We start from the raw sequence: 24,749 nt of genomic DNA, 5'->3' as shown, positions 1-24,749 counted from the left end.
ACCCACGGTAGGCTTGGAGCGTGAAGACCAGTACGCCCTCCTCCTCGATCGAGGACTACGTCAAGGTCATCTACTCCTTCACTGAGTGGCAGGACAAGCCCATCACGTCCTCCCAGTTGGCCCAACGGCTGGGCGTAGCCAATTCCTCGGTGTCCGAAATGGTGCGCAAGCTCAAGGACCAGGGCTTGGTGGACCACCAGCCCTACAGCGCCATCCGCTTGACGCCCGACGGCATGCGCCTCGCCTTGGCCATGGTGCGGAGGCACCGGCTCATCGAGACGTACCTTGTGGAGGAACTCGGCTACCGTTGGGACGAAGTCCACGACGAAGCGGAAATGTTGGAGCACGCAGTCTCGGACACCTTCATTGAACGCATGTCCGCCAAGCTGGGCCACCCCGTCCGGGACCCGCACGGAGACCCCATTCCTTCATCCGATGGCTCCGTGGAGCTCCCGCACGCCTACCGCATGATTGAACTGGACCAGGGACACGCAGGCCGCATCACGCGCATCAGCGACGAAAACCCGGACCTGCTCCGCTACCTGGCCGCAGAGGACATTGCCCTGGACGCCCGGATCGAAGTCGTAGGCCGCAAGCCCTTCGGTGGTGCCTTGGTGGTACGGATCGGCAGCGGTGCCCAGCGCCGGGAGTACGACTTGGCGGACGAAATCACCTCGGCCCTGTGGGTGCAGAGCACCGACGTGCACGAAGGCTGCGTCCTCGCTGACCACTGAGCCGGCCACCGCCCAAGGTCAGGACGCCGCCCCCAGCGGACCGCCGTCGTCGGATGCTTGATCCGGAACCGCGGCAGCAGCGTCATTACGCACCGGGTTGCGTATCCCGACGACGGAAGCCACCGCCCCCAGCAGGAACAGGCCCGCGGTGACCAGCAAGGCGTTGTACAGGCCCTCCCGGGTGAAGGCCGGACCCACGATCAAGCCTGCGAAGGCGATGCAGATCAGGCCGGCAATACGGGCCACGGCGTTGTTGACCGCGGAACCGATCCCCGCCTCTTCAGGTGGAACGGCGCCCAGGATGGCAGCTGTCAGCGGGGCCACGAGCGTCGCCAGCCCCAGTCCAAACACCACTTGGCCGGGAAACACCTGCGTCCAGTAGTTGAGTGGCTCCTGGACGGACAACGACATCAGGAACCCTGTCCCACACAGCAGGGGCCCCGCGGTCATGAACCAGCGCGGACCGTACTTTCCGGCAAGACCGCCAAAGTAGGAAGCGGCGAGCATCAGGATCACAGTCCCGGGCAGCAGCGCGACTCCCGCCGCCGTAGCACCCATGCCGCCCACCTGCTGGAGATAGATCCCCAGGATAAAGAAGCCCAGGGAAATGCCTCCGTAGATGGCCAACGTGGCGAGATTGCCCCAACCAAAGTTCCGGATCGCGAAGAGCCGCAACGGAAGCATCGGCTCGGAGGTCCTGCCCTCGTGGAACAGGAAGAACCCCAAAGCCACGCCGCCCAGCAGCAACGGAACCCACACGAAGGGGCTGGTCCACCCCAGCCTGCCCTGTTCGATGAACGCAAAGACCGGACCGCCCAGGCCGATCATGGCCAGCAAGGCGCCCGGGTAGTCGATCCTCTTGCTCTTGTCCCGGGCCGCATCCGTTGCCCGCAGGCCAGCCAACATAGGCCAGATTGCGGCTGCCGGAATAACGTTGATGAAGAAGATCACCCGCCAGGACAAGAGGTCCACGGACACTCCGCCGATCAACGGTGCCACGATCGCCGCTGCGCTGGTCCACCCGGACCACTGGCCGATTGCCTTGGACTGTGCCGGACCGGAAAAGGACGTGACGATCATCGCCAGCGAGCTGGGCACCAGCAGCGCCCCGGCAATACCCTGCAAAGCCCGGGAAACCACCAGCACCTCGCCGTTCCAAGCCAGTCCACACATCACCGAGGTCAGCGCAAAACCAGCCAGGCCCCATTGGAGGATCCGGGCGCGGCCAAAATGGTCGGACAGGGAACCGGCCACCAGGATGAGGGCACCGAGGGTGAGGAGGTATGCATCCACCACCCACTGCTGGATCACCAGTCCGCCGCCCAGTTCGCGCCCGATGGCCGGCAAGGCGAGATTGACCACGAAACCGTCGAGGATGGCGATGAAGGAAGCCACGATAGCCACCAGCAGCACCTTCTTCTGCAAGGGCGTGCTCGGCTGTATGGCCTCCGGTTCAGTCATGAGCACAGCCTACGCTTGCCGTATCGTTGAGTGGTGATCAGCAGACGTGATGTGGCCGTGGCCCTCGATATCTCCATGGAAATGGCCCAGCGCCACGGCATCCCGTCTCGCTTGCCCGAGGCAGACCTCCGCGACCTCCAGGACAACCCGCCGCCGTGGCTGGTGCAGTCGCGTGCCAACCGAACCGGGAAGCGTCCTGTCTGGGTACAGCTCACGTGCGCTGTCTGCGGCTTTTCCGAGGCAGCCCGGCCCAAGAAGTGGTGGCCCGACTTCTCCTTCGTTTACTGCGGGCACCACAGGAACTCCGAACTTCCGGAACTGTTCCTGGGTGATGTCCGGAGCGAATACGAGGGCATCGGCACCCGCTTTGTAGGCGTCGTGGACGTCCGCGAGGACCGTTAGCCCAACTCCCCCATCTCGGACGGGATCGCGAGGAGCTGGACTACCCTGCCGTCGCGAAGCACCGTCAACGGGAAGGGCTGGCCGATCGCGTCGGCGAAGAGCAGTTTCTGGAGGCTCTCGGCGCTCGATACCGCCCGGCCTTGCGCTTGAAGCACCAGGTCACCCGGTTCCAGTCCGGACTGCTCGGCCGGAGAGCCTGCCATGACCTCCACCACGCGGAGGCCTTCCTTCTGGCCCGTGCGGACCACTGCGCTGGCATCGAGCGGAATCGGCGTACTGACCAATCCGAGGTAGGCGCGCCGCACGCGCCCGTCCTTTCGCAACGAGGCGACGATGCGTCGCGTCGTCGCATTGATGGGTACTGCGAGCCCCAGCCCCAATCCAGCAACCGCGGTGTTGATCCCCACGATCCGCCCCCGCGTGTCCGCCAAGGCACCTCCGGAATTGCCTGGGTTCAGGGCAGCGTCCGTCTGGATCACATCCTCGATCACCCGCCGGTGCTCTCCCGCACGGACAGGGATTGAACGCCCAAGGCCGCTCACTACGCCCGCAGTCACCGAGCCCGCCAGGCCCAGGGGGTTGCCAACCGCAACCACCAACTGGCCCACCCTCAGGGAGTCTGCGTTGCCCAGCACCGCTGGCGGCGGCGTTGCCTTCAGCCCACGCACCACGGCCAGGTCAGACAACGGGTCGGCACCCACCAGTTCGACTTCGCTGTGCTTCCCGTTGGCAAACACGGCCCTGCCGGATTGGATACCGGCCACCACGTGGGCGTTCGTCAGCATGTAGCCATCGTCAGTGAAAACCACGGCCGAGCCACTGCCCATCCGCACACGGCCCGTGCGGCTCTTGCTGGTCATCTCAATGGCGGCAACATGGGGCGTGACGGTATCCGCTACACGGATCACAGTCTCCGAGTAGGCGTCAAGGGCCCGGTCCTCGTCCTGCTGCCCATCTGGGAAGAGTTCTTCCGGCTCGGTGCTCATCACATGCCTCCTGCCACCCACCGTGCTTATCCACTACAACCAGAAGGAAGGGGCGGGTAGTCCACGTTTGGATACGCCGTCGGTGAACGGGCTGCGCGACTCACTGGCACGGGCATTAAAGCAAAAAGCCCCCGGACCATGTCCGAGGGCTTTCGCAGGTGGAGATGGGGGGAATTGAACCCCCGTCCGATGTCGTGTTGTCAGGGCTTCTCCGGGCGCAGTTTGCGTCGGATTTTCTCGGCCCCAGCCATCCTGCAAACAGGTGGCTGATCCGGGCCCAGTCATCTAAAAGTCCCGTTTACCCCAATGACGAAGGCAAACAGCAGTGGCTATCTAAATGACGCCAGGAACCGGGGCGATAGCAACCCCGGGCTGACGGACTGTCTTACTGCTTAGGCAGCGAGAGCGAAGTCAGTGCGCTTAGATTCGGCACTTATTGGTTTGCAGACAGCGTTTACGAGATAATTCTGCATCCTCGGCCCGCTTCACCTGTCGCGACTAACATCGTCGAAACCGATCATCCCCGTATTTTGTTACCAAACCGGCGGCCTCACCAAGCTCCGCCGGACTATCCATCATAACGCATCTTCGGGAACGTTCATTCCCTGGACACGCCGTCAACGGTCAGCGCCTGTTGCGCTCCCGAAGTTCCCGCAACGACTCGCGTTTGTCCTGCTGCTCACGCAGCGTCTGGCGCTTGTCGTAATCCTTCTTACCGCGCGCTATGGCGATCTCCACCTTCGCGCGGCCGTCCAGGAAGTACAGCTGCAAAGGCACCACGGTGAATCCGGACTCACGGATTTTGTGCGAGATTTTGTCCAGTTCCTCGCGGTGCAGCAAGAGCTTACGACGGCGGCGGGCGGCGTGGTTGGTCCAGCTCCCCTGGTTGTACTCGGGAATGTGGATGCCTTCCATCCACAACTCGTCGTTGTAGAAGGTGCAGAACCCATCAACCATTGATGCATGCCCCTCCCGGAGGGACTTCACCTCGGTACCCATCAGGGCAATTCCTGCCTCGTAGGTATCCAGGACATGGTAGTTATGCCGGGCCTTCCGATTGGTGGCCACTACCTTACGGCCACTTTCCTTGGGCACGGTAGAACTCCTTGTTTGATGCGGATTCCACTTAGTGTACGCCAGTGCCGGGACGGCCCCGCGCCATGGTGGAAGCAGTTTCGCTGACGGGGAAAGCCTCTAAAGAAGCGTCATGGGATCAACGGCAACTCCATTGAGCCACGTCTCGAAGTGCGCGTGGCAACCAGTGGAGTTGCCCGTGCTTCCCGAGTAGGCAATGAGCTGGCCCTGCGAGACCCGTTGTCCATTCGCCACCACGATGCTGCTGTTGTGGTAGTAGATGGTGGTCAGTGAGTTGCCTTGCACCACACCGTGGGACAGCTTGACCCGCCAACCACCGCCGTCAGCCGAATTCCACCCGGAGTTGAAAACTTCACCGGCCGCTGCAGCGTAGACCGGAGTTCCACAAGGCGCTCCGAAGTCGATACCCGTGTGCATGTAGCCGCCGGTGCCGTAGAAATCGATGGTTCCGGGCGGCGTCGCACGCCATCCGAATCCTGAAGTGATGGGAACGTAACTGGCGAAGGGGTGCCGCAGGCCAAAGGACGACGGCGAGCCCACCGGCGGGACGAACGGGGTTTCCGGGGGTGCCGGCTTGCCTTGGGCAGCTGCGGCAGCGGCCGCGGCGGCTGCCGCCTCGGCCGCGAGCCTGCGCTGTTCCGCTTCCCATGCTTCGCGGAGTTTGCGGTCGCGTTCAGCGATCTCCGCCGCGACCGAATCCTGTTCCGACTTCACGCGGGCGAGGTCTGCTTCAATTCCGGGCTTGGCGGCTTGAAGCTGCCCGTTCAGTCGGGTGGTGTCCTCGATGAGTTTGTCCACCTCGGCCTTTTTGCTTGCGGCTTCATCGCGGGCCGCCTTCTCCCGGTTCAACGCCTCGTCCGCTTTCGCCTTGAGGTCCTGGATCTCGGCCTCGACAGCCGCAAGGCGCGCCTGGGAGTTCACGTTGGTGGCGTTCTGCTGCGTCAACTTGGTCATGGCGGCGTTCTGGCTCCGCATGGCTTGGTCGGCCAGGTCCATGGACTCAGTGAGGCTGCCGGACTCGTTCGAGCCGAACAACAGCGCGATGTTGGTGGGGACCCCGCCCGACTTGTACGCCTGCGACGCGATCTGGCCGATCAATTTCTTGGTATCGGTGATCTTCTGCTTGTCGCTTTCCAGCTGCTCGGTGATCTTCGCCTTGTTCTGCTGGGCCAGTTCCACCCTTGCAGCCAGTGCCTCAACTTCCTTGACCGCGCTCGCTACCCGGCCCTGTGCCTCCAGCAGCGCCTGCTGGGCACCGGGAAGCCGTCCTTGGTAGACCACCAGGTCAGCAGCTGCTTTGGCAATGTTTGCGTCCACGAACTCCAGGGATGCCTGGACCCGTGCAGCCTCCGCCTCGAGCGCCGCCTGCTGGTCGTCCAGGTTGTCGGCCTTGGCCGCGGGAGCACCTGAAAGGATGCTGGCAGCCAGGCCAACGGCCAGGACTGCACCGAGAATCCGGGCTTGCCCGCCTGCCAGGCGCCGGCGAAGGGAAATCCGGTCCAACGTGGTCATCATGAGTCCTTTACATTCACCGGCATCGTCTGTGCTGTTCCGTCCGTTGGCCATGCTAAACCTTCAAGTAGCGGCGGAGGGTTAACAACGAGGATATCCCGGCCAGGCCACCGCCCAGGGCGATAAGCACAGGAGCGATCACCAGGACCTGGGTGGAAGAGATGAAAGGCGTGTTGAGGAACTGCCTGGAAAGATCTCCGTTGAGCCAGAAGTGGGCCATGAGCCACAACGTCACAGAAGCCAACAGCGCACCGACCACAGCGGCAATCACGCCTTCGAGGATGAACGGCAGCTGGATGACCGCCTTCGACGCCCCGACCAACCGCATGATGCCCGTCTCGCGACGACGGCTGAAGGCGGAGAGCCGGATGGTGGTGGTTATCAGGAGCACCGCGCAGAAGATCATCACGGCGGCGATACCCACGGCCACCACGGAAGCGCCGTTCATCCAGGAGAAGATTCTTTCGAGGACCTGGCGCTGGTCGCTGACCGTTTCCACGCCCGGCTGCGAGGAGAACGTTTCGCTGATGATCTGGTACTTCTCCGGGTTCTTCATGTTGATCCGGAAGGAGGCAGGCAACTGGTCCTCGGATACCGAGTCAACGATCGGCGAATTGGAGAACTGCTCTTTGAAGTGTTTGTAGGCCTCAGCCTGGGACTCGAATTGGAAGTCGTTGATGTACTGCTTGACGGCCGGCGATTCCAGCATGGCCTGGATGTTGGCCTGCTGTTCCTTCGTAGCCGGACCCGATGCGCAGCCCACGGTGGTTGAGCCATCGTTGCACAGGAAGACAGCCACCTGGACCTTGTCGTACCAGTAGCCCTTCATCTGGTTGATCTGCATCTGGAGCATGCCGGCGGCGCCCACGAACGTCAGCGACACGAAGGTCACCAGCACCACGGAGATCACCATGGACAGGTTCCGGCGCAGGCCGCTGCCGATTTCCCCCAGGATAAAAAGGAACCTCACAGCTGTGCCCCCTGAGCGCGGGTGATTTCCTCGTCGCTGGCATCGCGCAGGCGTCGCGATTCACCCACCACGGGAATCATGGAGGTATACAGCGCCTTGGCTTCGTCGCGGATCACTTTGCCGTCCTTGAGTTCCACAACGCGACGACGCATCTCATTGACGATGTCGTCGTCGTGGGTTGCCATGACCACGGTGGTCCCATTCTGGTTGATCTTGTCCAGGACACCCATGATGCCCATGGAGGTGATCGGGTCCAGGTTTCCCGTCGGTTCGTCCGCCAGGAGGATCCCCGGACGGTTCACCACTGCCCGGGCGATCGCCACGCGCTGCTGTTCACCGCCTGACAGTTCATGGGGCATCCGGCGTTCCTTGCCTTCCAGGCCCACCGTCTTCAGGACCTCGGGGACGGTTTCCCTGATGATCGACCGGCTCTTGCCGATCACCTGCATGGCGAACGCCACGTTGGCGAAGACATTCTTCTGGGGCAGCAGGCGGAAGTCCTGGAAAACCACACCAATGCCGCGCCGCAGTTTGGGCACCCGCCAACTGGAAATATTGGCCACGTTCTGGCCGGCCACATAGACGGAACCCGAGGAGGCCTTGTCCTCCTTAAGGATCAGGCGAAGGAAAGTGGATTTGCCGGATCCCGACGCCCCCACCAGGAAGGTGAATTCGCCGCGGTTTATCTCAAGGCTTACAGCGTCGAGCGCCGGTCGGGCATTCTGCTCATAGACCTTGGTGACATTCTCAAATCTGATCATGGCCCTTTTGACCCCGCCGGACATGACTGATTGGCCCAGTCCAACAGCCGGAGCGCGGGCTTTCGGTGGGGGAAGTGAGAGCACCGGCCTTCCGACTATACGCACGACCCCACGGTGATTTCGGGGCTTTCGGGGGCGTGTCGCCAAAACGGGCCCAAGCCCCGAACCTGTGCTTAGTCGGCGGCGTTGCGGTTGCTGGTCCGCCAGCGGATTCCGGCGTCGATGAAGTCGTCGATGTCACCGTCGAGCACTGCGGAGGTGTTGCCTACTTCGTGCTCGGTCCGCAGATCCTTGACCATCTGGTAGGGATTGAGCACGTACGAACGCATCTGGTCGCCCCATGATGCCTTGACGTCTCCCGCAAGCGCCTTCTTTTCGGCGTCTTCCTGCTCCTTCTTCAGCAGCAGGAGCCTGGACTGAAGGACGCGGAGAGCGGCCGCCCTGTTCTGCAGCTGCGACTTTTCGTTCTGCATGGACACCACGATCCCCGTGGGAATGTGCGTCAGCCGGACGGCAGAGTCGGTGGTGTTAACGGATTGCCCGCCCGGCCCCGAGGACCTGAAGACATCCACACGGATCTCGTTGTCCGGGATCTCGATGGAGTCGGTCTGCTCGATCAGCGGAATGACTTCCACCGCCGCAAACGACGTCTGGCGCCGCCCTTGGTTGTCGAACGGACTGATCCTGACCAAGCGGTGTGTTCCTGCCTCCACGCTGAGCGTACCGAAGGCATACGGAGCCTTGACTTCAAAAGTGGCGGACTTCAGCCCGGCCTCTTCGGCATAGGACGTATCCATCACCGTGGTGGGATACCCGTGGCGTTCGGCCCACCGAAGGTACATGCGGAGGAGCATCTCCGCGAAGTCTGCGGCATCGACGCCACCCGCGCCGGCCCGGATGGTCACTACGGCTTCGCGTTCGTCGTACTCACCGGAGAGCAGGGTGACCACTTCAAGGTCCGCCAGGGCCTTGCCGATCGAGGCCAGTTCCTTTTCGGCTTCCGCCAAGGAGGCCTCGTCGCCTTCGTCCTGGCCGAGTTCAACCAGCACTTCCACGTCATCAATCCGTGCAGAGAGCTTGGTGAGGCGTTCCAGTTCCGACTGCCGGTGCGACAACCGGGACGTGACCACCTGCGCGGAAGCGGGGTCGTCCCACAGGTCAGGCGCTCCGGCCTGTTCGCTCAACTCGGCGATCTCGGCCTTCAAGGCCTCGACATCACTGACGTTCTCGATGGAACTGTAGGTAGCGCGAAGCGCGCGGATTTCTGCGGGAAAGTCGATCTCAGCCATGATCTTTCCAGCGTACGCTATCGGCGCCGCTCCCCCCGGCTGGGCGTCGCTATTGCGTCAGGCGGGACCTCGACGTGGACCGGGCCTCAACGCGTATTCCCTCCGGCAGGAGGAAACTGACCACCGGAGGATGCGCGACGGCGGTGAGAACCACCACCGCGGTACCGCCGGCAAAGCTGCCCGTTCCCGGCCCAATGGACAGCCGATCATGGCTGGAGTAGGCGTCAATGTCGATCAGGTACGACCCTGCAGCGGCCACCACGCGTTCGTCCACCAGGAATGCGCCCGGCACCTCATGGGCGCCGATGTCTTCGGGCCTGAACGTGTCTGCCGCGGCGAGCGCGGCACCATCGGCCAACGAGAGCAGCCTTTGATGTTCCACGTAAACGGCGGACACGGCCATGACGACGCTTGCCAGGACTAGGGTCAGCAGGAGGAATCCGACCGTCAGGACGGTGATTTGTCCTGCTTCGCGTTCTCTACGGAGGGAGAGACTTCGGCGGGCAGGGGCCGCGGCCTTCGCTGGCGGTACCGTCCTCAACGGAAACGCCCGACTTTTTGGGTCGCCGAAGCATGAAGCCGGGCGGCATCCAGGTGCAGCGCATCCCCAAAGGGCGCCATGGGCAGGGGAACAGTGAGTTGGATGGAGACCGTGACAGCGGTACCAGCGGACAGGCAGTTTTGACGATCGCATGAAACATCCAAGGCAACGGCGTCCGGCCTGAATCCGTAATCCGTCGCGGCAACCAGGGCGGCCTCCTCCGCAGCAGCGCGCGCCGCAGCCGGTTCGGTCTGTTGCACGTAGGCCTTCGCGGCTTGGTCGGCGGCACCAACAACGGCAAACATTCCCCCTTGGATCTGGCCGACGGTCACCACGAAGTAGATGAGCGGAACCATGAGCAACAGTCCAAGCAGAACGAATTCAACGGAGGCGTTCCCCCGCTGGCTCTCAATGGAGCACGGCATGGCCGGTCACTTTCAGCAAGCCTCCGGCACCCAGTAGGCCCACCACGGGCATCGGCGCAGTGACTGTCACCTCAAGGGTGCGAATGCCCCCTGCTTCGACCACCGCCGTCGTGATGTCCTCCGCAAACCCTTTGTTGAGGGCACCAGTGATCAGTTCGGTGGTCCTGTCCTCGGCATCAGCTGCCGTACGGTCCGCCATGGCCCCGTAGCGTGCGCCGGAAGCAGCCGCGTCAATGAGTGTGTTGCGAACATGGAGAACCAGCATCAGTTGGACCACGGCAACGAACAGGAGCGTCATCACCGAACCCACCAGGACGAAGTCCAGCACCGCAGCCCCGCGCTCGTCGGCTGCGGTATGGTCGGCGGGTCCCCGCGCGACCTTCTTTCTGCGGGCTCCCGTTCCGGCCTTCGCACAGCTATCCGGCACTAGTTGCCCACCTTGGACATCGCCTGGTTGAAGAGGTTTTCCAAGGCCGGCGATGCGATGGCAAGGAGACCCGCCACCAGGATCGCGGACATTAGTGTGATCATCACCCACCCGGGCACGTCGCCCCGCTCGGTTTCGTCGTCCAAAGGGGTGGCCCGCAGCACAAGTGCCATGGCCCAGGCGGAAAGCTTCCGCGTGCCGGAGGTTCCTGCGGCACGGGTAGAGAAGTGGTTGGTCAAGGGATCCCCGATTCTTCGTTGTTGTGGGTGGAAACTGTCCTGCTCGCCTGTTGTGGCCGATGCTCCCTTAAAAGCTCAAGTCCAAAGCCGTGACCGCCGGGAAAGCAGCAAAGATGACTGTCAGGGGCAGAATGCCGAAGACGAGAGGGACCATCATTCCGATTTCCTTGCGGCCCGCCGATTCCATGAATTCGCGTTTTGCGGCGTCCCGGACGTCGGCTGCCTGCGCCCTAAGCACGTCAGCCAAGGGCGTACCGCGCTCTACTGCCACCACCAATCCATCCACGAACCTGACCAACGGAGGAAGGTCCGTCCTGGCAGAAAGTGCCTGGAATGCCTCGGCCAGTGGTTTGCCCGCACGGGTATCGGCCAGCACAGCGGCAAACTCCTCTGCCAGGGCGCCCCGCGCGGTGCGGCAAATCCGGTCCAACGCCCCCGCGGCGCTCTCCCCCGCGGCCACCGCGAGTGCCATGAGTTCTGCAAGACCGGGAAACTGGGACAACAGGGCTGCATCGCGCCGCTTGATCGCCCGGCCCAACATGTGGTCCCGGAGCAAATAGCCACCCAGCGCGGCTCCCCAGATCAAGGCGACGCCACCCACGGGATTGAATCGGCCGGCGGCAGCGCCCACAGCAACACCGATCAGGGCGAGTATGAATCCGGCCGCCGCCCACACAAGCTGTTCGGCCCTGAAATCCAGAACCGACTTTGCGGAACCAGCCCGGGCCAACCGCTTGGCCAAGGCAGCCCCACCAGGGTTGAAACGGCTGACGAACGCCCATCCATCGCCAATCACAGGGCGAACAATCCGCTCCAGCGCCCCAAAGGCGGTACCCGCGGTGGCCGGACGTCGCAGTAACCGTGACTCAAGGTTGAGGGTCCTAAGCTGCGGTTCCACCCTGTCCGAAAACGTCATCGGGCGCATGAATGGCAGTCGGGCAACCACCAACCATGCTCCGGTTCCCAACAGCAGGCCCAGGAGGACAGCGGTGGTTGTGGAAGCGTTCATCCGAGCACCCTTTCGTCCTCGGGAAGGGCACCAATACGCAGCATGGCGGTATAGCAGACTGCGGACACAACAAGGCCACCCAAGAGGACCATGACCCCGGTCGGCGTGTTGTACGCGAGCATGGCTTCAGGCCTTCCGGCCATGACCACCAGGACGATCCATGGCGCAGCCACCGCAACCCTCGCCCCGTTGACGGTCCAGGACTGCCGCGCCTCCAATTCATTGCGGGTGCGCGCACTTTCCCTGAGGAAGGCGGCGAGGGTTCCCAGCATGCGGCCGAGGTCGGATCCGCCAACCTCGCGTGTCATCCGCAGGGCTTCGATGATGCGGTCAGCAACGGGATCCGCCAGTCTCGCCTTCACATTGGTCAAGGCGGCATCGAACCGTCCTCCGGACCTGTAGTCGGAGCCGAAATCCGTGAACACGTGGCGCAGTTCTTCCGGGCCCTTGGTGCCAAGCTGGATCAAGGCATCGGGAAGGGAAAGCCCGGCACGGATCGCCGAACGAAGATGGTCCACAACGTCCGGCCACAGCTGCCGCAGCATGGCGCGTCGTCTCCGTGCCCGCCTGCGGACAACGGCCAAAGGCAGCCAGGCACCAAAGATACTGAAGCAGGCGGACACGGGCAGCGATCCCGTGACCAGGAGGAAGACCAGGAACGCCACCAGGCCAACCCCCGCGCAACAAAGCAGCAGGCCGGCACCGGAAACCTTTTCGATTCCCGCGGAGAGCAGCAGGAGTTCCAGCTTGCGCGGAACATGGTTTCGACGCGGCTCCGTGTGGGGCTTCTTCCAGGCAGACCACCACACCAGGAACATCCCTACGCCACCCACAGCGCCCAGCAAGGGAGCCATCAGTTCAATTCCAACAGGGCTGCGACGTCGAATCCCGAGCGCGCAAACTTGTCGATGGCGGGCAACGAGGTGCCGTTGGGCACAAGCCGGCCCTCGGCCATCTGGAACACCGGCGACGATTCGATCACGCCGTTCTCCACCCGGCGGCCAAGGGCCAGGATTTCAGTAACCTGCCTTCTCCCGGTGGAATGCCGGCTGCAATGCACCACGAGGTCGAGGCACGAAGCGACAGTGGGCACTACAAATGCGTTGGAGATGTTTGCCCCCGCCAGGAGTGGCAGCGTACAAATTTTTGTCACGGCATCATGGGCGGAGTTGGCGTGCACTGTACACATACCGGGGAGTCCTGAGTTCAAAGCAATGAGCATGTCCAGACTTTCGGCTTCCCGGACTTCCCCCACCACCAGGCGGTCCGGCCGCATGCGCAAGGCCTCCTTGACCAGCCGCCTCATGGGTATTTCACCCTCCCCTTCGAGGTTCGGCTGCCGGCATTGCAACCCCACCACATCCCTGAGCGGCAACTGCAGCTCGAAGATCTCTTCCACGGTGATGACCCGTTCCCGTGAACCAATGGCTGCTGCCAAGCAGTTCAATAGCGTCGTCTTCCCTGCTTGTGTTGCCCCGGAGACAAGGATGTTCAGCCCACTGGCCACAGCCGCGGAAAGGAACCTCGCCGATTGTGGCGTCAGGCTTCCCATATCCACCAGATGGTCCAACTTGCTGGCCCGTGCAATGAACTTCCGGATGTTGACAGCCCAGTGCTCTCTCGTGACATCAGGAATGGCCACGTGCAGGCGGGAGCCGTCGGGCAAGGAGGCGTCGACAAAAGGGGTGGACAAATCCAGCCTGCGCCCGGAGCTCTTGAGCATGCGCTCCACGAGATCGCTGATCTGTTGACCGTTCAAGGTGATGGCTGTGAGCTCGGACTCACCGTTGCGGGCCACGAATATCTGGCTGGGAGCATTGATCCAGATTTCCTCGATGCCGGGATCGTCAAGCAATGGCTGCAACGGACCGAATCCAGCGATGGCATCGAAAATGTGCCGGCGGGCCTCTTCCAACGGGCCAAGCGGAGGCAACGATCCCAGGAGGGCCCTGTCGTCGTAGTCGCGAACGGCCGCATCCACCAGTTGCCGTATATCCGTCCGCTTTTCCAAAGGATCCAGACCGCTTCGCCTGATGAGCTCACGGACCTCTCCCTCGACGATCCGCAGTGCTTCCATCAGACCCCCAATAACCCAGTGACTTGTAAACGAGAGGCGCATCTCGAGTCATTTACGCTAGGCGAGCCGTGCCGCCCTTCCAAGCAGCTTGGGGGGAAGCTGTGGATAAGTCAGAACCATTTACCCCTTTGGTAGCTCCAGCACCACTAGTCACTCCAGTTTCGAAGATGTTAGGGTAATGCCCGTTAGGAGCTGGCCTTTGGTCTCATGCGCAGGCGCCCGCCCCGGAGCTTGTCCGCAAGCCATCACCATGCGCCGCTGAGCCGCGGCACAGGGCCGGAAATAGGGATATGACAAGCAACCCAGTACGGTCCATCCGTCGCATTCCCCTGGCCAAGGCGGGGTTTGCCCTTTCACTCGCCCTCGCGTCCGGTACCTTCCTGGTGACTCCGGCCTGGGCTGACGACTCCGGCCCGCGCCCGGTGCCGCCGTCGGTGAGCGGGCAACCGGCAGCTCCGAAGGCGGAATATCCGCCTATCGGTTCGTCTCCGAGCAAGGAGGTCCCGCAGTCTGCGAAGACGCCGGTGGGTAACACGCCGGCGGCGAATACCGCCGTCGAACCTTCAACGGCCGGGAGTCCGGCAGCTGCGCCACCTTCTTCCGATGCCGTGCCCACTCCCTTGGCCGAGCGCGCGAAGCCGGGCACAGCTCCGGATGCGGAGGCCCTGAATGCCGCCATGAGGGCGGCCATTCCGGCGGGCGGTGCCGAAATGGGCCAACGTTCGCCACGCGTTGCTTCCTCGAAGCAGGAAGCCGGAACCGCCGGCCCCGCAGGATCGCGCAGCGTTGGCAGCGTGGTGCCCATGGCTCCCGATCCCGGCCACTGGCAGCCGACGGTGGGCGTCCAGGGGCAGGACGTCAGCGCCCACCAAGGCAACGTGGACTGGCAAAGCCAGTGGAACCAAGGTTCCCGTTGGGCGTACGTCAAGGCCTCGGAGGGCAATTACTACGTCAACGAAAACTACGCGCAGCAGTACAACGGCTCCCGCAACGTTGGCATGGTCCGCGGCGCCTACCATTTCGCCATCCCCAATTGGTCTTCCGGCGCGGACCAGGCACGGTATTTCGTTGCCAACGGTGGTGGATGGACAGCTGACGGCTACACGCTGCCTCCCGTGCTGGACATCGAATACAACCCCTACGCCGGCCGAACCATCAACGGCTTCTACTTCGGCAACACGTGCTACAGCATGTCCAAGGCCCAGCTTGGACAATGGGCTGCAGACTTCGGCAACACCGTCAAGGCCCTCACCGGACGCTTCCCCGTCATCTACAGCACCACCGACTGGTGGAACACCTGCGTCGGGAACACGACCTTCGGCAGCTACCCCCTGTGGATCGCCTCCTACTGGTCAAACCCCACCAACTCCCCCGGCACCATGCCCGTGAGCTGGGGAAACTACACCATGTGGCAATACAGCAGCACGGGCCCTTTCGAGGGCGACTCGAACATCTTCAACGGCAGCTATGACCAGCTGCGGACATTCGCCCGTGGTGTTTCCTACCCCTCAAATCCGTCCATCAAGTCAGGAGCCGACGTCCTCACCACCAGCGCAGCGGGCAGGCTCGACAATTTCCCGGCGGATGGCAGCGGCAGGATCACGGGCCCGGTCACCATAGGTTCGGGCTGGTCCGGCGCGAAGGCGGCCTACGTGGTGGACTGGAACCAGGACGGTGTCCAGGACATCCTCTCGCAATGGTCCGACGGCACGTTGAAAGTGTTCCGGGGCGCTCCCGGCGGGGGTTTCTACGCTCCCCTCCAAGTGGGCTCCGGCTGGCAGGAGATGTCCCTTACCGTCGGTTGGTGGAACTCCAGGGATCCGTATCCCGGCGTGATCGGGCAGGACTACCTTGGCAACCTCTACCGGTACCCGAATACCGGAGGCGGAGCCCTGGGCAGCGGCGTCAGGATCGGCACCGGGTTCAGCGGACACCAGCTGAACCAGATCGACTTCGACGGCGACGGCAACCAGGACATGGTCACGCGAACCTCTGACGGCACGTTGCGCCTGTACAGGTCCAATGGTGTTGGCAGCTTCATCAACGAGCCCGCGAGGACCATCGGTACCGGCTGGTCCGGCATGAGCGCGGTCAGCTCCGCCATCAACTTCAGCGGCGCAGCTTCCCAAGGCCTCCAGGCCCGGGCAGCCAACGGCGACCTCTACTACTACCCGGCAATGTCCGGTTCCTGGGGCAACCGCAGCCTGATCGGCCTCGGGTGGAACGACGCCACGCTCATCAGCGGGGCACCCCTGGATGTGGAGACCACACTGGGCATCGATGAGGAGGACATCCTGGCCGTCCGCCCGGACGCCAACCTTTACCGCTACCCCGGAACGGGAACAACTGCACTGCTGCCCCAGGACCTCATTGGAACCGGGTGGGCCGGGCTCCAAGCGGGCTTCGTCACAGACTGGAACGGCGACGGCGCGCTGGACATTGTGGCCCAGTGGTCCGACGGACGCCTGAACGTCTACCCAGGCAGGAACGGCAGCGGTTTTGGCGCTCCCATCTCCCTGGGAAGCAATTGGAAGAACTGGACGTTGACGGTGGGCACGTGGAAGAAGGCCGATGCGAATCCGGCCATCGTGGGATACGACGCCAACGGCCGCCTCTACTACTTCGCCAACCCCAGCGGCAAAACGGTTTCCACCGGAGTCTCCATCGGCGTCGGGTGGTCCGGACTGGACATCGCTCAAATGGATTTCGACAAGGATTCGAACGCCGACCTCGTGGCCAAGACGACCACGGGTGACCTCAAACTGTACCGAAGCAACGGAGCCGGCAATTTCATCGCCGGAACTCCGCGGGTGGTGGGCACGGGCTGGGATGTCATTTCGAGTTTCGGTGCGATACGCAGTTTTGCCGGGGCAGGGTCCACTGGCATCATGGGCCGCACCACTGGTGGCGAGCTCCGCTATTACCCGGTTGGTTCCAACAGCACCTGGGGCACCCCCTCAAGGGTCGGGACCGGATGGAACGGCCTGACGATCCTTACCCCCGCTGCCAGGTAACCACCCGGCGGTACGGCATGAAGGGCCCGTCCACGGAAATTCTCCGCGTGGACGGGCCCTCGTGCGTTTGTCCCACGGGACGTTGGCCGCACTCGATATTAATCCGGCTTGAACCGGCCTAAATTCCTCCATCACATGTTCTAATGAAGGTGGTCTCACGTATTGGCTGTTCAGCGCATTCGGGAAACGGACTTTGTTTGGGGGCAAACGAAGAACAACCCGCAGCGCGCAATCAAGGAGTGATCTTTTATGGCGTTTAGAGTTGGAACTGCCATCGCTGACATTACGCCGTCCCTGAGCACCAATCCGTATATGGCGGGATATGGGACTACCGATGGCGGGCGCGAAGCCACCAGCAGTTCGCCTTTCGAGCCCCTCTACGCCCGGGCCATCCTCATCTGGGAAGACGCCAATCCCCACATCATCATCAGCCTGGATGTGCTGGCCTTGCCGCGGGAAATGCACCAGCGCATCAGGGATCGGATCCTGGATCTGGCGGACTGGGCCACCAGCGACATCCTCATACAGGCCACGCACACCCACAACGGCCCTGCCTTGATCGACACTTTGCATCCCTTCATGGCCTATGGGCTCTCGGACCTGGGCTTGGTCCGGTCCTACAGCGCCGACCTTGAGGACACCATCGTGAACCTCGCACAGGAAGCCCTGGACGCGGACGAGACCGCCGTGACCTTCGACTACAAGGTCTCCACCCAGAACTTCTCGGCGAACCGCGTGGGCCTGCCCTATACCGAGACGGCAGTGCCAATCCTGGTAGCAAGACGGGGTAACGGCACCCCGGCAGCCGTGATCTTCAGCTATGGCTGCCACCCCATCAGCGCCGGGCTGCGGACGCTTTTCGATGGGGACTTCGCCGCCGGCGCCTGCAACTATATCGAGAACCGCAATCCGAATTGCTTCGCGATGTTCATCCAGGGGCCCGCCGGCGACCAGGATCCCGGCGGCGTCCGCAGTTGGGAACTGCGGGACCAGCATGGCGATGCGCTGGGGGCCACGGTAAACAACAATATGCAGTCCGCGGGCCGCGCCTTGGCCGGCCCCATGGTCACCCGGTACCAAGAGGTCCAGTTGCCGCTGGACATCACCCCGACGGCGGCAAACCTCGCGGCCGTACGGGCCGCCTACGTCTCACGCCTTCCGAACCCGAACGGGCAACCCCAGTGGTACCAACGGCATGCACAAGTGATGATCGGGCGGATCGACAGCAACAGCTACGCCACATCCGTGCCGTCCCCGTTCCAGGTGTGGAAGTTCAACGGCAGTCCCCAATTGAAGATCGCCATGATCGGCGGCGAACTTGTGAGCGGCTATGCCGCATACTTCCGCAACAGGAACGGCGGGACCAACGGAATCATCGTGGGCGGGTATGCCAACGAGTCTTGCTGCTACATTCCCAGCAATGAATTCTTTCCACCATCAATGCCCTTGGGCAGCTACGAGGGTGGCTGGGAGCCGGATTATCCAGGAATTGCCGGCGGCTCCATGACCGTCTATGGCCATATTGCCCATTTCAAAGCCGGAACAAATGGCGTGGAAACCACTCTGATCAATGCCATGAATTCACTGCTGGCCTAGAATTCCGGCAGTGGCAATGGCGCGGACCCGAAAAGGATCCGCGCCATTGTTTGTGCAACAAGAATAATTGCTAGGAAACCACGGCGGTCTTCAGCCACCTCGTGAAAATGGCTGCCTGTGGCGCCAGGGGCGCCAGGGTCAGCGCCCCTTTCACCACGGGAACGCCGTAGGCGGCCAGGGAGGCTGCCAGGTTCCGCGGATCGGTGCGGGTACAGGCCCGGATGATCCTGAGGCAGAGTTCGGAGGCCTGTCCACCCGGGGCTCCCGCAGCCACCGCTGCGTTGACGGCAGCTGTCTCTTCCGATGTCAGCACGTGCGGACCCGAACCGACATAGGCCACCTGGCAGTCCGTGATGTGCATGTAGCGGGTGGAAGCCCACACCTCTTCCAGGCTCGAGAACTTGCCGATAAGGCTGCCGTCCGCGGCCAGGCACGTGAATTGGTACCTCACCAACGGCTCGGGCTTTTCCCTGGCCACATGGTCGTCTTTGGCAACGGCCGGGGCCACGTCAAGGGCGGAGGTTTGGGAAGTTTCTACTTTGGTTCCTGAGCAACCGGCCAGGGCAATTGTTGCCACACCAAGCTGAAGAACACTGCGCCTGCGCATGTCCACCGAGGGATCCCCACTTCATTCGGATGCTCCCCAGCTCCGCATGCATTGGTTATTCGCCCCAAGCCGTTTCCGGCTGCGTCTTAGTACATCTTCCCCCAAATTCCGCATTTGTCACTAGTAAACTTTTGGCCGGCCGCCAGGTCCACGGTTTTGGCGGCCTCGGGAAGGCCACCGCTGTCGACGACGCCTCCGTCCGGCGCCGCGACCGACCAGGCGCATCCTTCGGCGGAGACCCCTTGCTTGACCACTTGGTAGCTGCCAGGTTCCATCTGCTCCCCGACGGCATGCGTACCATCGCCTACGCGCGTCCCGTTGGCCCAGCCGTCGAGGATCTTGCCCTGCGGGGCGTCGGGGCAGTACTGGGCCGCAGCAAGGAGCGTTGCCCTGGCACTTCCTGCAAACCCGTCCGGCCCCGCCTCGTCGCTGATCCTGGTGCACAACCGGAGGATGTCCAGCATGACGGCCAAACCGCCGTCTCCCGCGTCCTGCTGTCCGGCGGCAGAAACCGCCTCGGCTTCACGGGGTGTCGCTACGAACGGCTGCTGGTCTTCGTAGCCGACTTCGCAGGAACCCATGCGGGTGTAGTTGGTTGCGGCCCAGACCTCCGCAAGGCTGGACAGCTGCACTTCCGGAGAAGCGTCCAGGCTGGTGCAACGGAAAGAGTAACGGCCAGGTTCGTCGTCACCGGGGCCGATGTCACCTTGGCTGGGTGGGTCACTCAACGGAACGGACGACGGCGACGGGCTGGGTGCCGCGGTCACGGTGCCGCCCGCAGAGGCTGCCGGGCTGGAGCTGGCAGAGGGCTGTGGCGCAGGGGCGGTGCATCCGCCCACGAGCATCACCAGGAACACTGCCAAAGGGATCATTCTGCGCATTGCTACCTCCACCTCAATCGTCCGTGGCACGTAATCGGCGGTCAAGACAGGGTGCGGTCAAGACAGGGGACGGGCCGGGTTCGCAGACGGTGCCGAAAAAATCCACTAGTGACAAATGTGAAAATTGGGGGAAGATGTACTAAGACGCAGCCGGAAACGGCGTGGGGCGAATAACCAATGCATGCGGAGCTGGGGAGCATCCGAATGAAGTGGGGATCCCTCGGTGGACACGCGCAATCGCAGTGTTCTTCAGCTTGGTTTGGCATGCCTTGCCCTCTCCGGTCGCTCAAGAACAGCTCATGAAACCTCCCGCCGTACTGCCTTGGGCACCAAGGGCCAACGGCTCCGGCGTCAGAAAACAACCGCAGTCATCGCGGCGGCAAGCCTTGCCACGGCTGCACTGACGGGCATGCTGGCGGCTGGTCCCGCCGCAGCCGACCAGGCCCGCCAAACCGTGGCCGTCGGCCTGACCAAGGCTGCCGGCGCAGTTGTCGACCCGAAGGGCCGGATCTGGGTATCCGATTCCCGGGCCGGCTTCTGCCGTGTCACCGAGACGGCCGGCGCAACCACGGGCGGCCTCGAAACCAGCACGTGCCTCGGCGGAACCCTTGCCGGCCATGAGACAGGACCCGCCCTCGCCGGCACCCCGGCAATCATTGATCCAACGCCGGGCAACCCGGGCAGCGGCGACGAAATCGCGTTCATTCCGGATGCCTCCGTCGGAAGTTCCGAGGTATACCGCGCCGCGTGGGATGCGGGAAGCAGCGTCTTCAACTACGAAAGCCAGCTGACCATTTTCGACGGCGACCTGCGGCCAAACGCTGCCAGCGACGGTCCCGATGGCAATATCTACTTGTCCTTTGCCAATGCCAGGTCGATCGTCAAGATCGTCGATCCAACGGCACTTCACCCCAGCATCGAGTCCATTGCCTCGGTCAATTCCAGCTCACTGGGGATAGCGGCAACACACCGCAACAGCGCCGGCAACGTCGTAGTGTATGTCGCTGAAACGTCGGGCCTGACAGTCTTCACGGCGCCCGACGACGGTGTCTTGACCAACTACGTGCCGACGGCGTTGTACAACGTCGGAAAGCCAACGGCCATCTACTACGACTGGGAAACCCCCCTGGTGCTGTACACCGGGACCAGCGGCGGCACCAGCAGTGCCGACGCAGGCAAGGACACCATTTCCCGGATCGACCTGAGCAACGACTCGGTGGACAACCAGTGGGCACTTGGGTTCAGCAAGGTCGGCGGAATCACCATGCGGGACGGCAAGGTCCTGGTCATGGACGATCCCGGCCAATTGGCCCCGGCCAAGCCAAGCGGACAGGGCAGGCTGCAGAGCCTCGGCGGCGTCGTACCGTCCATCGTCAGCGGCCCGACGGCGGCAAACGGCACCCAGGCGGCCAACCCCGCTTTCACCAACGACTCCACGCCCACCTTCGCTGTGGCGTCGACGCCGCCGGGCGGCGCCCTCGACTGCAGCCTGCAGCTGAGCACGGCTGCACCGGTTTGGACCGGCTGCACCAGCGGAACCTTTACGCCCACCACCGCCTTGGCGGCCGGTGCCTACACCTTCTCCGTCAGGGCGGCACCATCCGGTGTTCCGGTTTCCCGTTCCTTCACCATCGACCTGACGGCTCCGAAGGCGCCGGTCATCACCGCACCTGCAGACGGGTCAACGGTCAACGGCACTCCGGTTCTTGGGGTGACGTCGGATCCGGACTCGGTACTTTCCTGCTCCGTCGATTCCACGACGGCGTTCACGGCCTGCGCCAATGCACAGACACTGAACCTTGGGACGGCGGGCCAGCATGTGATCCGGGTCCGGGCGACGGACATGGCCGGAAACGTCAGCACCGTCGCCTCGGTGACAGTGACGGCAGACCTGACCGCTCCGCAGGTGAGCATCACCTCGCCGGCGCAGGGAGCAACGGTGGGCGCCTCGCCGTCGTTCGTGTTTACGTCGACGTCAAGCGACATCGCAGGCTACCGCTGCAAGCTCGGCAACAATGCCTTCACTGAGTGCACGTCGCCCAAGGCGTACACGAACTTGCCCAACGGAACGGCAACGTTCACGGTCGAGGCCAGGGACGCAGCAGGAAATACGTCCACAGCCACCCGAACGGTAACGGTGTCCGCTGCGGACACCACGGCCCCGGTGGTTTCGGTTAATCCAGCGGGCGGCACCTATGGTCCCAACAAGACCGTCACGCTGTCCGTCAACGAGGCTGCAACCATCTACTACACCACTGATGGAAGCACCCCCACTGTCGCAAGCTCCGTGTACTCGGCACCCCTGCCATTGCGGACCATGTCCCTGAAGTTCTTCGCCAAAGACACGGCCGGCAACTCCTCGGCCATCGCCACGCAGGCCTACACGGTGGATAACACCCCGCCAGTGCTGACGGTGTCCCCGGCGGCCGGTGGCTATCCCTCCGGCCAACTCGTGACCATGACATCCAGCGAGGCCGGCGGCATCTTCTACACCACCGACGGCACCACGCCTGGCACGGCAGCCACGGGAAGCACCAAGGCGTACACCGCGCCGTTCGCGCTGACGGGGAACACCACAGTCAAATCCCTCGCCGTGGACGCCTACGGCAACGCCACGGCAGTCCAGTCCACCGCCTACACAGTGCTGGATACAACGCCACCGGTGGTCACAGCCAATCCGGCGGCGGGCAGTTACCCCGCCAACCAACAGATCACGCTGACGGCCAATGAAGCCGGCTCCAGCATCTACTTCACCACCAACGGAACCAATCCGACGGCCACGGCCGCCAACAAGTACTCAACGCCGATCACGCTGACCGCAGCCATGACGCTGAAGTACTTTGCGGTGGATCCGGCCAACAACAGTTCGGCAATCGTCAGCCAGGCCTACACCGTGGCGGCGCCACCGGCCAACACCTGGAAGGACTACACCGGCGACGCAAAGAACGATGTTGTTGCACGCGATAACGGCGGCACGCTCTGGCTCTACCCAGGCAACGGGGCCGGCGGCTGGTTGACCCAGAAGTCCCTCGGAACAGGGTGGAACACGCTCACCGCGATCGTTCCCGGCAAGGACTTCAACGGCGATGGCCGCAGCGATGTCCTGGCCCGGGATGCCAACGGTGTCCTCTGGCTGTATCCCGGAAACGGTGCCGGTGGACTCCAACCGCGGATCCAGGCCGGAACAGGCTGGAACGGCATGACGCTCATCCTGGCACCGGGCGACTTCAGCGGCGACGGCAAAGCAGACATCCTCGCGCGGAACTCCGCCGGCGCCCTCTGGCTCTACCGCGGCAACGGGACGGGCGGCTTCGGCACCGTGACGCAAGTCGGCTCGGGCTGGAACGCCATGAACGCCATCCTGAGCACCGGCGACTTCAATGGCGACGGGAAGACGGACGTGCTGGCCAGGGACACCTCAGGCATCCTCTGGCTGTACCCGGGCAACGGTACCGGGGGCTGGCTCAGCCGGGTGCAAGTGGGCAGTGGCTGGTCCTCGATGACTGCCATCCTGGGACCCGGTGATTTCAACGGGGACGGAAAGAACGACGTCCTGGCCAGGGACGCCGGCGGCAACCTGTTCCTCTACCCCGGCAATGGAACGTCCGGCTGGCTGTCCCGCAGCCAGGTCGGCTGGGGATGGGGAGGCTTCACCTCGCTCCCCTGACCGGAGCCACATAGGGCAGGACGGGGCTACCTGCCCTGTGGCTCATAAGAAAACGGCCCGGACGCAGTCACTGCGTCCGGGCCGTTTTTGGTGCGTCGTCAGGCACGTTCCTTCATGGGGTGCATGGTCGGCCTGTCCGGGCTGGCCTGGATGTCCAGCTGGAGCGAGACCAGCAACATCTGGACACCCAGCACAAAGGGCACCACAGCAAGCATCACCGACCCCGCCGTCGGCGATCCGACACTGGCAGCGAGGACCCAGGCGCCAACACCGAGTCCCATGACGATCAGGGCGAGTCCGGCGATCAGGAGCAAGGCCACAGCGGAGAAGGACCACACCATGTACTTCCACCAGACCCGGCGCCAGAAGCCACCAAACAACATGGCCAAGAGTTCGGGAATGACCTTGCGCAGCTTGATGCTGGAGACTTCGTTTCCATAAACGGCCGGAATCGGAACGTCGACGATCGGCACATCCAGGATGTTCAAGTGGATCAGGAGGTCGTTCTCGAAGCTGTACCGGGCCGCCACCTTGTTCATCGGCAGGCGGCGAAGAACCTCTGTCCGGATTGCGGTGTAGCCGTTCTGGGGATCGAAGATGTGCCAGTAACCGGAGGCAAGCTTGGTCATGAAGGACAAGACGATATTGCCGAAAATCCGGTAGCCGGGCATGCCTGCGAAAGATTCACCGGAGAAGAACCGGTTGGCCTTCGCGAAACCGTAACCGTCCACTACGGGATCAAGCAACTGGGGAAGGTACTCCGGGTCCATCTGGGCGTCACCGGCCATGACCACGTTAATGTCGGCACCGAGCTCCATCGCAGCCTTGTGCGCGGTCAGGACAGCGCCTCCCACGCCCTGGTTGACCTCGTGACGGATGAGGGTGACCCTGCCGTCGTCGGCGCGCCGGGCGGCGCCGGATGTGTCGTCGGGGCTGCAGTCATCGACGATGACGATGTGATCGACAAACTCCGGCATGGTCTGGATGACCTGCGCGATATGGTTCTCTTCTTTGTAGGCCGGTACTACCGCGGCAATTCGAACGCCTCGATACATC

General features: G+C 63.2%; 22 protein-coding genes and 1 other RNA gene. 5 read left to right on the top strand and 18 right to left on the bottom strand.

The features are described 5' to 3' along the window. Positions 1–20: 20 nt before the first annotated feature. The gene (locus tag ACIPV6_RS05180) at positions 21–734 is read left to right on the top strand and encodes a metal-dependent transcriptional regulator (protein ID WP_400269831.1); all 714 of its coding nucleotides are present in this window, start codon (positions 21–23) and stop codon (positions 732–734) included. An 18-nt stretch (positions 735–752) separates the two neighbouring features. On the opposite strand, the gene ACIPV6_RS05175 is transcribed toward ACIPV6_RS05180, so the two are convergent. Then, positions 753–2,195, bottom strand: coding sequence for an MFS transporter (locus tag ACIPV6_RS05175; protein WP_400269830.1), 1,443 nt, complete (start codon positions 2,193–2,195; stop codon positions 753–755). A gap of 75 nt (positions 2,196–2,270) precedes the next feature. Between ACIPV6_RS05175 and ACIPV6_RS05170 the strand changes: the two genes are divergently transcribed. Beyond that, the gene (locus ACIPV6_RS05170; protein WP_400269868.1) at positions 2,271–2,597 is read left to right on the top strand and encodes a hypothetical protein; all 327 of its coding nucleotides are present in this window, start codon (positions 2,271–2,273) and stop codon (positions 2,595–2,597) included. Here the strand turns inward: ACIPV6_RS05170 and ACIPV6_RS05165 are convergent. The 14 genes from ACIPV6_RS05165 to ACIPV6_RS05100 form a co-directional block, all read right to left on the bottom strand. Continuing rightward, complete coding sequence (locus tag ACIPV6_RS05165) at positions 2,594–3,583, bottom strand: S1C family serine protease (RefSeq protein WP_400269829.1); 990 nt, start codon at positions 3,581–3,583, stop codon at positions 2,594–2,596. The genes ACIPV6_RS05170 and ACIPV6_RS05165 overlap by 4 nt on opposite strands. A gap of 156 nt (positions 3,584–3,739) precedes the next feature. Beyond that, positions 3,740–4,108, bottom strand: a transfer-messenger RNA (tmRNA) gene (gene ssrA, locus ACIPV6_RS05160). Positions 4,109–4,207: 99 nt separating this feature from the next. Further along, on the bottom strand, positions 4,208–4,678 hold the full coding sequence (gene smpB, locus ACIPV6_RS05155; RefSeq protein ID WP_364158310.1) for an SsrA-binding protein SmpB: 471 nt from the start codon (positions 4,676–4,678) through the stop codon (positions 4,208–4,210). A gap of 99 nt (positions 4,679–4,777) precedes the next feature. Further along, positions 4,778–6,190 (bottom strand): peptidoglycan DD-metalloendopeptidase family protein, encoded by a 1,413-nt coding sequence (locus tag ACIPV6_RS05150; protein ID WP_400269828.1) that lies wholly within the window; start codon positions 6,188–6,190, stop codon positions 4,778–4,780. A gap of 55 nt (positions 6,191–6,245) precedes the next feature. Beyond that, on the bottom strand, positions 6,246–7,160 hold the full coding sequence (ftsX, locus tag ACIPV6_RS05145) for a permease-like cell division protein FtsX (RefSeq protein WP_397322345.1): 915 nt from the start codon (positions 7,158–7,160) through the stop codon (positions 6,246–6,248). After that, entirely contained in the window at positions 7,157–7,921 is a 765-nt protein-coding gene (gene ftsE / locus ACIPV6_RS05140) for a cell division ATP-binding protein FtsE (RefSeq protein ID WP_397322344.1), read from the bottom strand. Before ftsE ends, ftsX begins: the two co-directional genes overlap by 4 nt. Positions 7,922–8,094: 173 nt before the next feature. Beyond that, positions 8,095–9,210, bottom strand: coding sequence for a peptide chain release factor 2 (gene prfB, locus ACIPV6_RS05135; RefSeq protein ID WP_400269827.1), 1,116 nt, complete (start codon positions 9,208–9,210; stop codon positions 8,095–8,097). Between the two features lie 49 nt (positions 9,211–9,259). Continuing rightward, the gene (locus ACIPV6_RS05130) at positions 9,260–9,751 is read right to left on the bottom strand and encodes a pilus assembly protein TadG-related protein (protein WP_400269826.1); all 492 of its coding nucleotides are present in this window, start codon (positions 9,749–9,751) and stop codon (positions 9,260–9,262) included. Continuing rightward, the gene (locus ACIPV6_RS05125; RefSeq protein WP_400269825.1) at positions 9,748–10,176 is read right to left on the bottom strand and encodes a pilus assembly protein TadG-related protein; all 429 of its coding nucleotides are present in this window, start codon (positions 10,174–10,176) and stop codon (positions 9,748–9,750) included. The genes ACIPV6_RS05130 and ACIPV6_RS05125 overlap by 4 nt, the downstream gene beginning before the upstream one ends. After that, complete coding sequence (locus ACIPV6_RS05120; RefSeq protein WP_400269867.1) at positions 10,160–10,474, bottom strand: TadE/TadG family type IV pilus assembly protein; 315 nt, start codon at positions 10,472–10,474, stop codon at positions 10,160–10,162. The genes ACIPV6_RS05125 and ACIPV6_RS05120 overlap by 17 nt, the downstream gene beginning before the upstream one ends. A 128-nt stretch (positions 10,475–10,602) precedes the next feature. Next, entirely contained in the window at positions 10,603–10,842 is a 240-nt protein-coding gene (locus ACIPV6_RS05115; RefSeq protein ID WP_400269871.1) for a hypothetical protein, read from the bottom strand. A 67-nt stretch (positions 10,843–10,909) separates the two neighbouring features. Beyond that, a complete protein-coding gene (locus ACIPV6_RS05110) occupies positions 10,910–11,851 on the bottom strand; it encodes a type II secretion system F family protein (protein WP_400269824.1) in 942 nt (313 codons plus the stop codon). Next, on the bottom strand, positions 11,848–12,705 hold the full coding sequence (locus ACIPV6_RS05105) for a type II secretion system F family protein (RefSeq protein WP_400269823.1): 858 nt from the start codon (positions 12,703–12,705) through the stop codon (positions 11,848–11,850). Before ACIPV6_RS05105 ends, ACIPV6_RS05110 begins: the two co-directional genes overlap by 4 nt. Then, positions 12,705–13,928 carry a CpaF family protein gene (locus tag ACIPV6_RS05100; protein WP_400269822.1) on the bottom strand — a complete coding sequence of 408 codons (1,224 nt, stop codon included), beginning with the start codon at positions 13,926–13,928 and terminating at the stop codon, positions 12,705–12,707. The genes ACIPV6_RS05105 and ACIPV6_RS05100 overlap by 1 nt, the downstream gene beginning before the upstream one ends. Positions 13,929–14,218: 290 nt before the next feature. Between ACIPV6_RS05100 and ACIPV6_RS05095 the strand changes: the two genes are divergently transcribed. After that, the gene (locus ACIPV6_RS05095) at positions 14,219–16,942 is read left to right on the top strand and encodes a GH25 family lysozyme (RefSeq protein ID WP_400269821.1); all 2,724 of its coding nucleotides are present in this window, start codon (positions 14,219–14,221) and stop codon (positions 16,940–16,942) included. Positions 16,943–17,191: 249 nt separating this feature from the next. Next, the gene (locus ACIPV6_RS05090) at positions 17,192–18,538 is read left to right on the top strand and encodes a hypothetical protein (protein WP_400269820.1); all 1,347 of its coding nucleotides are present in this window, start codon (positions 17,192–17,194) and stop codon (positions 18,536–18,538) included. A 70-nt stretch (positions 18,539–18,608) separates the two neighbouring features. Here ACIPV6_RS05090 and ACIPV6_RS05085 read toward each other — a convergent pair whose 3' ends face one another. Then, complete coding sequence (locus ACIPV6_RS05085) at positions 18,609–19,115, bottom strand: hypothetical protein (protein WP_400269819.1); 507 nt, start codon at positions 19,113–19,115, stop codon at positions 18,609–18,611. 116 nt (positions 19,116–19,231) lie between these two features. Next, positions 19,232–20,026, bottom strand: a complete 795-nt coding sequence (locus tag ACIPV6_RS05080) for a hypothetical protein (RefSeq protein WP_400269818.1) — start codon at positions 20,024–20,026, stop codon at positions 19,232–19,234. Positions 20,027–20,249: 223 nt separating this feature from the next. On the opposite strand from ACIPV6_RS05080, the gene ACIPV6_RS05075 reads away from it, so the two are divergent. Further along, entirely contained in the window at positions 20,250–23,693 is a 3,444-nt protein-coding gene (locus ACIPV6_RS05075) for a chitobiase/beta-hexosaminidase C-terminal domain-containing protein (protein ID WP_400269817.1), read from the top strand. A gap of 98 nt (positions 23,694–23,791) precedes the next feature. Here the strand turns inward: ACIPV6_RS05075 and ACIPV6_RS05070 are convergent, their stop codons facing one another. Then, positions 23,792–24,748 carry a glycosyltransferase family 2 protein gene (locus ACIPV6_RS05070; RefSeq protein WP_400269816.1) on the bottom strand — a complete coding sequence of 319 codons (957 nt, stop codon included), beginning with the start codon at positions 24,746–24,748 and terminating at the stop codon, positions 23,792–23,794. Between the last annotated feature and the right edge of the window lies 1 nt (position 24,749).

The organism is Paenarthrobacter sp. NPDC089988, assembly GCF_044748465.1.
Lineage (GTDB): Bacteria > Actinomycetota > Actinomycetes > Actinomycetales > Micrococcaceae > Arthrobacter.
The sequence above is the reverse complement of the archived record's forward strand: the minus strand, read 5'-3'. Positions and strand labels throughout refer to the sequence as shown.